The sequence below is a fragment of the Gracilibacillus salinarum genome (assembly GCF_022919575.1).
In the GTDB taxonomy this organism is placed as follows: Bacteria; Bacillota; Bacilli; order Bacillales; family Amphibacillaceae; genus Gracilibacillus; species Gracilibacillus salinarum.
The window spans coordinates 1,832,855-1,846,518 of record NZ_CP095071.1 but is presented as its reverse complement, the minus strand read 5'-3'; the positions used below and the strand labels follow the sequence as shown (position 1 = coordinate 1,846,518).

The 13,664-nt window shown below is 43.0% G+C and carries 10 protein-coding genes; 8 read left to right on the top strand and 2 right to left on the bottom strand.

The features are described 5' to 3' along the window. The first annotated feature begins 53 nt into the window (after positions 1–53). The 7 genes from MUN87_RS08650 to MUN87_RS08620 all read left to right on the top strand — a co-directional run bounded on the left by MUN87_RS08650 (position 54) and on the right by MUN87_RS08620 (position 7,469). Complete coding sequence (locus MUN87_RS08650) at positions 54–920, top strand: carbohydrate ABC transporter permease (protein WP_244747329.1); 867 nt, start codon at positions 54–56, stop codon at positions 918–920. Further along, a complete protein-coding gene (locus tag MUN87_RS08645) occupies positions 917–1,810 on the top strand; it encodes a carbohydrate ABC transporter permease (protein WP_244747328.1) in 894 nt (297 codons plus the stop codon). Before MUN87_RS08650 ends, MUN87_RS08645 begins: the two co-directional genes overlap by 4 nt. Before the next feature lie 111 nt (positions 1,811–1,921). Continuing rightward, entirely contained in the window at positions 1,922–2,743 is an 822-nt protein-coding gene (locus MUN87_RS08640; protein ID WP_244747326.1) for a sugar phosphate isomerase/epimerase family protein, read from the top strand. A gap of 15 nt (positions 2,744–2,758) precedes the next feature. After that, positions 2,759–3,763 (top strand): Gfo/Idh/MocA family protein, encoded by a 1,005-nt coding sequence (locus tag MUN87_RS08635; RefSeq protein WP_244747325.1) that lies wholly within the window; start codon positions 2,759–2,761, stop codon positions 3,761–3,763. Between the two features lie 21 nt (positions 3,764–3,784). Continuing rightward, positions 3,785–4,708 carry a helix-turn-helix domain-containing protein gene (locus MUN87_RS08630; protein WP_244747323.1) on the top strand — a complete coding sequence of 308 codons (924 nt, stop codon included), beginning with the start codon at positions 3,785–3,787 and terminating at the stop codon, positions 4,706–4,708. Continuing rightward, positions 4,705–6,075 (top strand): sulfatase family protein, encoded by a 1,371-nt coding sequence (locus MUN87_RS08625; protein WP_244747322.1) that lies wholly within the window; start codon positions 4,705–4,707, stop codon positions 6,073–6,075. Before MUN87_RS08630 ends, MUN87_RS08625 begins: the two co-directional genes overlap by 4 nt. Before the next feature lie 752 nt (positions 6,076–6,827). Then, a complete protein-coding gene (locus tag MUN87_RS08620; protein ID WP_244747321.1) occupies positions 6,828–7,469 on the top strand; it encodes a YesL family protein in 642 nt (213 codons plus the stop codon). A gap of 5 nt (positions 7,470–7,474) precedes the next feature. On the opposite strand, the gene MUN87_RS08615 is transcribed toward MUN87_RS08620, so the two are convergent. Beyond that, a complete protein-coding gene (locus MUN87_RS08615) occupies positions 7,475–8,869 on the bottom strand; it encodes a sulfatase family protein (protein WP_244747319.1) in 1,395 nt (464 codons plus the stop codon). A 308-nt stretch (positions 8,870–9,177) separates the two neighbouring features. Between MUN87_RS08615 and MUN87_RS08610 the strand changes: the two genes are divergently transcribed. After that, a complete protein-coding gene (locus MUN87_RS08610) occupies positions 9,178–10,278 on the top strand; it encodes a M24 family metallopeptidase (protein WP_244747318.1) in 1,101 nt (366 codons plus the stop codon). A 270-nt stretch (positions 10,279–10,548) separates the two neighbouring features. On the opposite strand, the gene MUN87_RS08605 is transcribed toward MUN87_RS08610, so the two are convergent. Beyond that, complete coding sequence (locus MUN87_RS08605; protein ID WP_244747317.1) at positions 10,549–13,527, bottom strand: chondroitinase-B domain-containing protein; 2,979 nt, start codon at positions 13,525–13,527, stop codon at positions 10,549–10,551. Positions 13,528–13,664 lie beyond the last annotated feature (137 nt).

Here is a 13,664-nt window from a genome sequence, read left to right as displayed (position 1 = left end):
AACTGCTTTTCCCGTTGCGCAAATAAATCTTATCGCGAAGGAGTTGACATCGAATGAACAAGAATATGAATAACATGTACCCGTATTTTTTCCTGATTCCAGCTATCCTCATCTATGGCACATTCTTCTTGGTACCGACGGCTCTATCGTTTTTTTACAGTTTCACCTGGTGGACGCTCACAGATTGGGAGTTTATCGGGTTTGATAATTTTATTCAGTTTTTTCAGGAGCCATCACTGAGAATTGGTTTTCGCAATACGTTGGTTTTTGCGTTTACGACAATGGGTGGTAAGGTGATTCTCGGTCTGGCGCTGGCGGTGTTTCTGACGTCGAAAATAAGAAATAAAGATTTGCTGCGATCGATTGTATTTTTTCCGGCATTATTGAGTACGATTGCGGTCGGCTATACATTCAGTTCGATGATGCACCCGACAAAAGGGGTGATCAACACGATTCTTTCTTTTATTGGCATAACCGGACCGAACTGGCTTGGAAATCCGGATATTGCGCTATTGTCGGTTGCGATGACGGATATTTGGAAAGGGGTCGGTATCGCAACGGTTATTTTCATTGCCGGGTTAATGGCGATTCCTACCCATTATTACGAAGCACTAAAGATTGATGGCGGCAGTGCTTTGCAAGCGTTTTGGCATATTACCTTGCCGTTATCAAGACCTGCGATGAATACCGTTATTATTCTCGCCTTAATCGGCGGTCTCCGTACATTTGACCTGGTATGGGCGATGACAGGCGGTGGACCTGGCTTTAGTACAGACCTTCTTGCATCGATTGTGTATAAACAGTATGCTGCAGGCTTCTTCGGGCTGTCGACTGCCGGGAACGTCTTATTATTCTTATTCGTGGCACTGGTTGCTTTTCCGATCTTTAAATTTATTAATCGAAAAGAGGTGGACTTATGAGAGCCAATGCGATTAGTACCTTAAACGAACAGCAGCAACAAGAGGAAATGATCCAGGCAAGGAAAAGAAGCAGCCGGCGTATGCTTGTCCTTGAAACGCTTGGTGTCCTTGTGGCATTAACCTTCTTTGGGATTCCATTTTATTTTGTCTTGATTAACTCGTTTAAAGATCGTGCAGGTGCTTCTTTGCTGAATCTTTCTTTTCCGGAGAATTTTCAGTTTCTTAACAATTACAAAGAAGTACTAACCTTAAACGATGGTGTCGTGCTGCGAGCATTTATGAACAGTACGATTATCACGGTACTTTCTTTAACAACGATCATCATTATTTGTTCGATGGCGGCCTTTGTGATTGCAAGGCGCTCCGGCTTAGCCAAAAAATTAAATTATGTGATCCTGATCGGTCTCATGATTCCACCTTCTATCGTGCCGACGATCTGGTTGCTGCAAGGGATGGGACTATTTAAAACGTTTCCCGGGATTATTTCCTTAGAAGCAGGACTTCATTTTTCCTTTGCCTGTTTGTTGTATACTGCTTTCGTCGGGACGATCCCGAAAGAGCTGGATGAAGCGGCATTAATGGATGGCTGCGGTCCGTTCAATTTGTTTTTTCGTGTGATATTTCCCTTATTGAAGCCGGTTACCTCGACGGTTATCGTATTGTCCTCGATTCAAATTTATAATGATTTTGAGAATATGCTGTATTTCTTTCCGGGCGCGGATAATGCCACGGTACAGCTGACGTTATACAATTTTACCGGGATTTATGGAACGGAGTATCATTTGCTTTTTGCCGATGTGTTATTAATATCGATACCGCCGTTAATCCTGTTTATTTTCTTTAACAAAAAAATAGTCGATGGGATGACGGCAGGTGCGGTCAAAGGGTAACAGCGGAATGTCCTGATTGACCATGTGCCCGACGGCATTCGCTATGATCGAGAGGTCCGGACGTTGTATGATACATGTAAGCGATTTAATAAAATTCGAGGAGGACTATTCATGAGACTAGGTGTGAACAGTGTGTTGTTTGGTGGGCATGATTTACAGTCAGCGGTTAAGCAGATCGAATTTTGCGGGTATGAAGGGATCGAACTGGCATCGATTGCAGGGATGGCAGAACACCTGTCAGATACGGCCAGCGATCAGGCGATACAAGACATTCGCAGCATGGTCGATCAAGCAGGGTTAGAGCTTTATTGTGTGGAAGCGGCGACGAACATATTAGAAGCAGACAATCGTGAGCGGACGAAGCGCGTTTTCGAACGGGCGGCGAAACTCGGGATCCCAATGGTGACAACAGGGAGTGCAGGTGAGTCAGACAATGAGGAAAAAATGGAAGCATCCTTGAAGGCGGTCGAAGAACTGTCCCAGGCAGCGCATGATGTTGGCATTCAATTTGCCTTGAAAATCCATTATGGTCAAAGTATTTATAACACCGAGACGGCTTTACGATTAATGAAGGAAGTACAGCATCCGGCACTAGGGCTCAATTTCGATGCGACACATGTCGGCAGAGTCGGAGATGATCCTGTCCAAGCGATCGGGGAGTTGAAAGACTATATTATTCATTCCCATATTCGCGACACGAAGATCGAGCAGTTACAGATTGCTGCACCCGAATTTCAGACAGCAGGGAGAGGGACGGTACCATTAGAGGCGGTTGTCCATAAAATGGTCGAGATTAATTACCAGGGCGCTACGGTGTTAGAAATTATCGGTGCAAATGATTATTCACTGGAACAGGTAACAGCAATTGCTGCCGAGAGCCGAGGGTATTTAAAGCGATTGTTTGAAGAAGCCAAAGCGAAAGCAGTTATATAAGAGGGGGATGGTAATATGCAAAAAGTAGCAGTGGTTGGACTAGGCAATATTGGCAAAACGCATTGTAAATATTATAACGAAAATCCGAATGTCGAACTGGTTGCGGTTTGTGATCTTTTGGAAGAGACTGTTCATGCTGTGGCTCACCTTTATGGCGCCAACGCTTATCTTGATATGGCAACCATGCTGGCCGAAGAAGAGATTGACGTGGTCAGTATTGCAACAGCTGGGGAAGAAAATGGCGGTGATCATTACGAGCCTGCTGTGCTGGCAATAGAAGCGGGTAAGAACACACTGGTAGAGAAGCCGATTTCCAATGATATCGTCAAAGCACGAAAAATGGTCAAACTGGCAAAAGAGAAGAACGTGCGCTTAGTCAGTAATTTGAATCACCGTTTTGTCCCGCCTGCCTATAAAGGGAAGGAGCTAATCGAAAAGGGTGAATTAGGTACTTTACTTTTTCTCAATATGAAGCTGACGATCCAAAATCCTGCAGAAACAAGTCCATGGTTCCATCTGCGAGCGTTACACCCGCACTCGGTTGATGTGATGCGCTATTTCGCTGGAGATGTCAAGCGTGTTCAGGCATTTATGACCAAGGCACCTGGCAGAGAAATCTGGTCGACGGCTTCTATTAATATCGAGTTCACCTCAGGAGCAGTGGGCCATTTAACCGGCAGCTATGACATGGCAGTGCGTCATCCGATTGAATATTGTGAAGTGGCAGGAAACAAAGGACGTTTTGTGATTGATAATGTGTATGAGCATTTCACTTTTTACCCGCATGACCGTGACGAACTGCTAACTATGCGCAATTCGATTATGACAGGAGTCGGAAGCTTTCAGGAAACCTTCAAAAATCGACTGGACCATTTTATCCAGCAGATTGAAGACGGGGTTCCGCCTGCGGACATGGAAGCATCAGGTATGCATGCTCTAGCAGGTCAGGAGGTCATTGAAGCGGCTATCAGGTCGCAACTGGAAAATGGTGCAGTGATTGACATACCAGCTGTCGAGTAAAGAGGGAAAGGGTGGAACGGATTGAAGTTAAAAGTGAGTCAATTTATTAAAGAAAACGACTTCCCTTTTTGTATCAATCATAAAGTCCATACAGATCGCAACGCCCCGCCATTACATGCACATGATTTTATTGAACTGGTGTATGTTATGGAGGGCAAGGGGGATCACGTCTGTGATGGGGAGAGCTATCCATTAACAGCTGGGGATGTCTTCATTATTAATCCAGGCGAACAACATACCTATATCATCGATCAAAAGGATAAATTAGAAATTGTTAACTGCCTGTTCATGCCTTATTTATTTGATGCGATATGGCTGAAGGGGCTGGGAATAACAGAATCGATGGATTATTTCTATGTTCATCCTTTTCTCGATAAGGAAGAGCGCTTCCATCATTGTATAAATTTAAGAGGCAATGAAGCTGATCAGATTTACCGTATGTTCGAAAAAATGTGCTATGAATACGAAGGCTGTCAGCACGGCTATGAATCTATTATTCGGCTGAAGCTGGTCCAGTTACTCATCGAGTTATCAAGAATTTATCTTCGTGTAACGGATGGGCAGTCCAAAGTCGATATCAAACAGCAGGAGCGAAAGACATTTATCCACCGCATTAGTGGTTATCTTGAAAGACACGCGGATCAGAAATTGACGTTAACTGCATTATCGGAGCTATTCGGCATTAGTTCACGGCATTTGAATCGAATTTTTAAAGAAGAGACAGGAAGAACCGTTGTCGAATATATTCATGAAATCAGGATGAATCGCGCGAAGAAATTGCTGGTTGAAACATCGGAAAAAATCATCATAATTGCGATGGAGGTAGGCTATGATGATCCAGCTTTTTTCACCCGTTTGTTTACGAGAAAAGTAGGATGTTCCCCAGGGAGATACAGGGAACAGCGTGCGTTAACCAAGACGAATCTGAAGGAGGAGAATATATGAAACAACCCAATGTGATTCTTTTTGGAATTGATAGTTTACGAAGAGACTTTATGAGCAGTTACGGTTACGAGAAGCAGACGACTCCCCACATGGATAAAGTAGCAGATGCAGGCGTGCTGTTCGAAAATCACTTCAGCCCGAGCATCCCGACCACGCCGGGCTATGCATCGATGCTAACCGGCCTCGATTGTTTCGGGACGGATACTGTAGCCTTACGACATGAGGGGGATATTCAAGGACAGACACTGGCAGAATTACTTGGGGAGAAGGGTTACCATACGACGTGTGTCGGCTTTTCAAACAATCCGTCCGCGAGAGGGTTTCAAAACTATTTAGACTATGAAGCATGGCTGCCCGATGAAACAGGCCGTTGTCCAAAAGCGCAAAATTTAAATGAAGTGGCGATTCCAGAATTACGCCGCTTGCATGAAACCGATCAGCCGTTTTTCTTGTTTATGCGCCATATGGATCCGCACTCTCCTTATTTACCACCGAAACCTTTTGAACGAATTTTCTATGACCGTGATGAGAAGGATCCTGCCAATACATCGATGGAGCCGGTGTACAACTTTAAGCCGCATGCTGACTTTTTTAAATCATGGATTCCAGAAGGTGTCACCGATCAGCAGTATGTCACCGCTCAGTATGAAGGCGCGATTGCGTATATGGATGCGTGTATCCAGAATATCATCACGACGGTAAAAGAATTGGGGATTGAGGAAGAGACGGTGATCATTCTGACTTCTGATCATGGGGAAACTTTATATGAACATGATTGCTATTTCGATCACCACGGAATGTATGATAACTGCCTAGTTGTACCGCTGATCATCAAATATCCAGGCAAATTGCCAGAGGGGAAACGGGTCAAGGATGCGACGTTGGTTAAAGATATTATGCCGACGATCTTAGAGTTAATCGGGGTGAAATCAGATACAGCTTTCGACGGCCAAAGCCTGCTGCCGATGGTCGACGGTTCTGAGTTTGCCAGGGTCTCCGAATTTTATATTACCGAATGTACATGGATGCGCAAACACGGCTGGCGCACCCCGGAATGGAAATTAATCCAGGCATTGGAGCCCGATTTCCATGATAAGCCGGAAATCGAATTGTACAACTTGGTGGAAGACCCTGAAGAGAATCACAATCTCGCCGCCCAGGAGCCGCAAATCGTCAAGATCCTGCAAGGCAGAATGCACGACTACATCACCAAAAGAGAAGCCCAGACAGGCAGGGATAATCCGATGTACACCAACACCAATTATCACGGACTAGGCACAGGACCATTTCAGTCATCACAAGAAGCGTATGACAAACTGTATTTAGGTTCGATTCATAAGGCACGCGCACTGCAGGCGAAGGATTAAGCGTGAGGACCTGTAGGACAGTTCCGCTTGGGGCGGGGGTGTCCGATTGAGGTGTGGTGTGTGCGGTTGATTCGATTAATGTGTGCTGTGAAAGCGGGGATGTGAACGAAAGTGGTGCTTATTTGATTAAAGTGAGACTCAACCGGACGAAAGAGGAGCAATTGTTCATTAGAAGCTCTTAAACGGACAAAAGAGAGAGGAAAAGCAGAGCGGTTGTCCGATAGAAGCTTTCAAACGGACAAAAGAGAGAAGAAAAGCGGAGCGATTGTCCGATAGAAGGTCTTAAACGGACAAAAGAGAGAGGAAAAGCGGAGCGATTGTCCGATAGAAGGTCTTAAACGGACAAAAGAGAGAAGAAAAGCGGAGCGAATGGCCGTTAGAAGCTCTTAAACGGACAAAAGAGAGAAGAAAAGAGGAGCAATTGTCCGATAGAAGCTCTTAAACGGACAAAGGAGAGAGGAAAAGCGGAGCAATTGTCCAATAGAAGCTCTTAAAGGGACGAAAGAGAGAGGAAAAGCGGAGCGATTCTCCGATAGAAGCTCTTAACCGGACAAAAGAGTGAGGAAAAGCAGAGCGAATGTCCGATAGAAGCTCTTAAACGGACAAAGGAGAGAGGAAAAGCAGAGCGATTGTCCGATAGAAGGTCCCAACCGGACAAAAGAGAGAAGAAAAGCAGAGCGAATGTCCAATAGAAATACTCTCTTATCGCTTTAGAATGATGATTTCAAAAATAGACTGCGGGGTGTATGTGAATGGGTGGCATTTTACGAATACCGGAGTGGATTCTGAAGTTTGCGTATTTAACCGTTTTATGGGTGATTTTTTCGATGGCTGGCTTGATCGCATTCGGCGTGTTTCCTGCTACCGCCGCGCTTATGGCAATCCAGCGTCAATGGCTGAAAAAAGATGCGGATGTATCTGTACTCACAAGTTTCATCCATTATTATAAGAAGAATTTTGTGAGAGGTAATTTGGTAGGCTATTTCTGGGGGATCATTGCCTTCACTTTGTATGTCTATTTTCAACTAATCCAGCTGTTAGATGGGCTGTTATATACATTCGCTTTTTATGGATTAACAGTTATTGCGTTGCTATCTCTATTAACGGCAGCATATTCATTTGCTGTTCTCGTTCATTTTGAGCTTCGCTTATTCCATGTTATCAAAAATGCTTTCCTTATTATGATCGTTTCTCCTTTAACTAGTGTGATGATGGTTAGTGGATGTGTTATTCTATTTTTCGTGTTCAGGCATCATCCCGGATTGTTTGTTATCTTTGGGCCAAGTTTGTTCACTTTTCTCATATTGTTCTCGTCTTATCTGGCATTCCATCATTTAGAGAAAAAGCAGGAGCGGCAATTTATACACACGATAAAAAATGTAAGAAGCGAATAAATTCCTCATTTATTCGCTTTTTTAGTTTTCATTAATGTATCTATTTTTTCTTTGGAAGGGTTCTTTCTCCAGTCGTTCCACGTTAAGCCTACGGTATGAAGTATTCGCTCAATCCGCTTTTTAAAAGGTAAGCCTTCCACTTCCAATTGGGTGATCATCGGATCTTTTTCGCCTGCCAGCATGTCTTGTATCCATTGATCTAACGTTTCTTCGAATTCCCCGGCAAGATCGGCTTGAGCGTCTGCCAGATTATTCGTCTCAAGTGGATCATTTTCGATATCATATAACTCCTTGGGCGGTCTGGTGAACAAGCCACTGTCGTAATTTTTAATGAATTTATATTTTTCTGTCCGGATGCCTCTCGCTGCTTGCCAGGCGCATTCACTAAGATAGACCGTATCTGTTGTGCCATTTTCCTCGCCTCTAATCGAAGGCCATAAACCTTTTCCATCGATGGTGCGATCATGATCGATGTTAAGGGCGTCCATAATGGTAGGAAAAAGATCGACCTGTTGCACCATTCCTTTTATCCGTTGCTCTTCGGGAATGTAACCTGGCCATCTCATGATAAGAGGTACCTGCACGGTCGTATCATAGAGCCCGCAATGGTCCCAATAGATATCGTGCTCGGTCAAGCTTTCTCCGTGATCGCCAAAAATGATCAGGAAAGTCTCTTCTTTTATTCCTAAATGCTCTAAGTGTTCATCTAATTCTTGCAATCTCTGATCCAAATAGCGAACTTCCGCATCATACAATGCATTGACATATTCCGTATCGGTCACCGGTCCGATTAAATCAAAATGATGTTGTTTGAAAAAAGGATACGCCAGATGATTATAGGCAGCTTCCATACTTTGATTCCCGGGATCATACGGGTCATTGTTCTGATCATAAAATAATTCGATGTTTTCCTTTGGCGGTAAATAAGGAGTATGCGGATCCCAATAATGAAGAAAAAGGAAAAAATCCTCGTCTTTATGGTCGGTTAACCAGTCTTTCGCATATCCGTTAACGGTTTTGCCATCTATCCAACGCTCATCGCCGACGCTGTTGATATAGTAGCGATAGCCGCGGGCGAACCATTCCTTCAATTGATAGAGATTATCCACCGCTGCTGTGGTCAATCCTGATGAACGGAGGATAGTTGGTAGCCATGCGGTTGATTTCGGTAAATTAGTCAAATGGGAGCCATGAGAAACGATGCCATTTTTTATCCCTGTTTTGCCTGTGAATATGGCTGTATGCGCTGATTCTGTTGGAATATCAGCTGCAAAAGCATTCTCAAAAAGCACACCATCCCTCGCTATTTTGTCCAGATAAGGGCTCGTCGGTTTAGGATAGCCGTAACAGCCTAATCGATTGGCGCGTAATGAGTCTAAAGAAATCATGATTATTTTCATCGATATCCTCCTATCTAAAGGGAACAATCTGTTTAGTATTAGCTTAGAATATTCTTGGGGAATTATCTATGAGGATGGGGACAGGGAGATAGCTGATGTGGACATTTTGTTTAAAAAAATGGGCATCGCTCCCCCCACAAACAATTACTTAGACAACCGAACTAATTTACGATAGCATTTAAAGAGTATCCGAAATCACATAAAGAGCTGAAAAAAGCCAAAATACAGCTATTGCGTGACGCGAGCGATGGCAGTGCGATGCTGTCGAGCATGAGCACACGCAATGAAGAAAAAAGGAGCATTCCAATATGAATAAACAATTAGAAACGTTAACGAACTGGTTACATAAGGAAGACATTGACGTTCTATTTATCAATTCGCCCGAAAATGTCTATTATGTATCAAACTTCCATACAGATCCGCATGAACGGTTGATGGGGGTATTCGTATTTAAAGAGGCTGAGCCATTATTTATTCTGCCTGGCATGGAAGTGAATCAATTAAAAGATGCAGGCTGGCAGTACGAAATCATCGGTTACGCAGACCATGAAAATCCTTGGGACAAGATTCAGGCAGCTTTCGCATCAAGAAATCAGACTGATGCGAAGAAAGTATCCTTTGAAGAGGAGGTTCTTACTTATAGTCGCGCCAGCGCTTTTCTTAACCTTTTTGCAGGAGCGGAAGTTATTTCTGCAGAAGCCCAATTAAATGGGATGCGGGTTGTCAAAGACGATAGTGAAATAGCGATTATTAAGCGTGCAGCCGAAATGGCTGATTACGGCGTTCAAGTTGGCGTAGATGCGCTCCAGGAAGGTATCACCGAGATGGAGGTATTAGCCAAGATTGAGTATGAGCTAAAGAAAAAAGGCATTCGGGAAATGTCCTTCTCGACGATGGTGTTGTTCGGTGAAAAGGGTGGAGACCCGCACGGCAACCCGGGAGATCGCCAACTGCAACCAGGGGATATGGTGTTATTTGATTTAGGTGTAGTGCTTGATGGTTATTGCTCCGACATTACCAGAACGGTTGCTTATCAATCAGTAACGGACAAACAGAAAGAAATCTATGAAACGGTATTAAAAGCTGAAATGGCAGCATTGGAGGCAAGTAAGCCAGGTACTCGTATTGGTGACCTTGATACTACTGCAAGAAACATTATTACCGATGCAGGCTATGGCGACTATTTTCCACACCGGTTGGGTCATGGTTTAGGAATCAATGTCCATGAGTTTCCGTCCATGAGCCATTTGAATGATGGTGTTCTGCAAGAAGGAATGGTGTATACGATCGAGCCGGGAATTTATCTGCCGAACATCGGCGGGGTGCGAATTGAAGATGATGTACTCGTTACAAAAGATGGCTGCGAAGCACTTACGAAGTTTCCGAAAGAATTACAGATTATTGAATGAGGAAGGGAAGAGGCACAAGGTTGATCTTGTGTCTCTTTTTCTGTTGATTATGAGTGAGTTGTCTGAATTGTAGAGAACCAGTCGAAAAAAAACACGAAGAAGCGCTCAACTGTCTGATAGAGCCCCTCGGTCAAAAACAACCAAAAGAGCTGAGGCAACTGTCCGAAAGAATTGGCAACCTTCAGCATCTGCAGAACCTTCGTCATTCTTCATAAAAAACACCTGCCACAGCTCTAACACAGTATCTAAGTTTACCTGCCTATTCTTTCCTTATTGTCCTTCAGTGCCAATCTCAGGAATGTTTACTTCGGTAATACTATTCCAATTATTTGATGTATTGCCATGGCCGATAATTCGGACAAACCGGGCATTTTTTTGCTCAAATTTAAATGATTCCATTTGAGTTGTGGAAGCACTGCTGCTTCCACTGTATACTTCTTCCCAGCTCTTACCATCTGAAGATACTTCTATATCAATGTAGGTGGCACGCTCTGCACCATTCATAAAAGCTATTTGCACTTCATTGACAGCTATACGATCACGAAGTTCATATTGGATCCATTGTTCACCTTCAGCTGACCACCTTGTATGCAAATCACCATCAATCGTGTTTTCTTTACTATTTTCTGGCTGGGGTTCGTCACTGGCTGTCACATCAATTATAGTTTTGAGGACAGTCTGGATTGGAATGTTAACCACCATATCTCTATAAGTAGCAGATAACGAGGTAGTTCCCGTCTTTTCCCTTGTTTCCAGTATGCCTTTGTCGATGAAAACAAACTGTTCATCTGGTAATTCCCAAGAGATTTCATCAGCAGAGACTGCAGCCTGATCGCCTCCTTGATAGGTTACCAGACCGCTAAGATCGGAGAGAGGGAGGCTGGCACCGATGCCAAGTTCGATTTTTTCTCTATCCAGAACGAATGATTCTGCATAAAACTGGCCTGCTGTGACATTTTTAATCTCTACTTTCTCATTCGAATTCGCAGATAATAATAGATAACGCAGCTCCTGTTTATTCATCACATTATTTCCATTTGAAAAACTTGATTTATGGAATTCGTTAAGCGGTATGATCACGTGCTTCCAATTCTCAGTGGTATTTGCTATGGCAATACTCCATTCTTCTTCATCCTGTTTCTCGAATAAAGTCAGCTTCATGCTGTCCCATGCTGGAAATGAATCTTTTTTTTCTTTGATATCAAATGCGATATAATCCTTGTTTTTAAGGGATTTTGGTTTGAGTTTTACAGGTTTCTTATTAGTGGTCTCGATCGGTTTTTTTTGCTTGATGAGGGAAGTTACTGTATCCTGATTAATGATATCTTCCTCCATATCTGGTAAATCCTTCTTTTCCAGCAGAGCTAGCCACCACTTATCAGCCGGTCCTACGTTCATTATGGATAAAGGCTCCAGGTTCAGACTTTTGTCTTTTTTTGACTTATACAGTTTATCTTCGCTGTTGTAAACCATCTTTAATTTCCTGGATATAAGTCCTGTGTCAATGTTTCCTGTGGAGGCATCGTTTCCGGTTAACTCCGCTGTATTGTTTTGATAGGAAATATTTTCTCCGGTCACTTCATAGATGGCATCACCTTGCTCAAGTACTATTTTATTATTTGTAATCTGGCTATTTATTGGTTCAAAGTATTGATAATTAGAAGTAGGATTAAAGCTGTAGCCATCTCCGATCACAATTCCTTGCGAGTCAGGATACATAATAACATTGTCTGATATGGTTGCGTTCTCGACAGGAATATAATTGTAACGACGGCCAACCTCCGCTTCTGAGTCATAGCGACCGGCAAGGATACGGATACCTTGTCCGACACCATACATATAGTTCTCCTTAATTGTTTGATTTCTATCTGTTACCCGAATACCATATTTAGTGTTAAAGAAAATATTATGTGAGACCTTATTGTTGGAGCCGAATCGTAAAGTGAAACCAGAGTCAGAGTTTTTAAATGTATTGTACGTATACTCATTATGGGCTGTCTTACTGCTTATTATTTCAGCACCATCTCCTGTAATATTTTCGAATAAGTTATGGTCTACGGTGGTATAGACTTTTACTTGTTCGGTACCATAACCCTGCCCGATCTGGATGGCTTCCAATCCGTTCGTTTCCCCCGGGTACAACTCACTTACATCTGGAATATCTGTAAAGTAGTTATGATCAATTCGGTTATATTGATTTTCCATGTTGTTATTGTCATTTACCCGTACAGCAATGCCCATAGATACATTACGCTTAAAGGTATTATGGTGGATTCGATTGCTTTGAGATTTGTCCTGGATTCGAATAATACCTCCGAACGGATCGCTTGGGCCAGATGCATGAAAGACATTATCTGTAACTTGACTGTGAGAGAGACCGCTTAAGCCTATAAGGTATTGCTGGCCGATTGGATTTGCTTGATCAAAGTGGAAACCCTGAAACTTCAGATGCTCACCGGTGAGTGTGATATTGGTGTTACCTGTAAATATAACGCCTCCTGGTGTTTCCGGTCGGATAATGACAGGAGCCCCATCTGTTCCTTCTCCGACTAAAGTAGACTGAAAATCTTCATATCTTCCATTCGGTATGATGATCTCTTCTCCTGGATTTGCTTCAGATACTAGGTGTGGAAGGTTATTTTCAAGTTCCATTACTTCAGGATCCTTTTCATCTCCATTTTCCGCTGAGTAGACATGGATATAATCAACGTGGATCGTAATTGGCCGGTCTTCTTTCATACTATTTTTGGCATCTGCGCGTATTTCTGTAACAGGATCATCTGCGCTAAATTTTTCTTTTCCAGAGCTGGCACTCATTTCATTGATAACGAATTCTCCTTCGTACCATTTATCAAGCTCAATGTCCCTCTCCAGCGTAATAAAAGTCTGCCTGTCTTTATCTCCTTTCATTCTCATTGCGATGTAGTCGACTGCTGCATCAGCATGGCCGGTAACTTTTATTCTGTATTTGACTTTGGTATTTGCAGAATCGAGCTGAAATAAGGAAGGATTATTTTTAGCAGAAATCATCACTCTGGCAAATTGATATTCGGCAGGGTTCGGAATAGTTGTACTGGCAATCCCGTCCTTTATCACGGCCTCATGATTCAGCTCAATGTTCTCGTTTGCACCGTCAAATTCTAAATGGAGAATATCGCCCTCTTCGGTAAGCGCTTCCAATTGATAAGGCATGAAAATAATGTAAAAAAGAACAACAAGAACCCATGTACTTACATTTCGTTTTTTCAATTGCTTCCATCCTTTCTGATTTTAATCGTGTGACACCTTACTCACTTTATTTTAAAAAGAAAAATGCTTCCATGCCTATAGATAATAGTCATATCTTTTTATCCATTCCTCACTTTTTTACGTTTTTTACCCTAAGT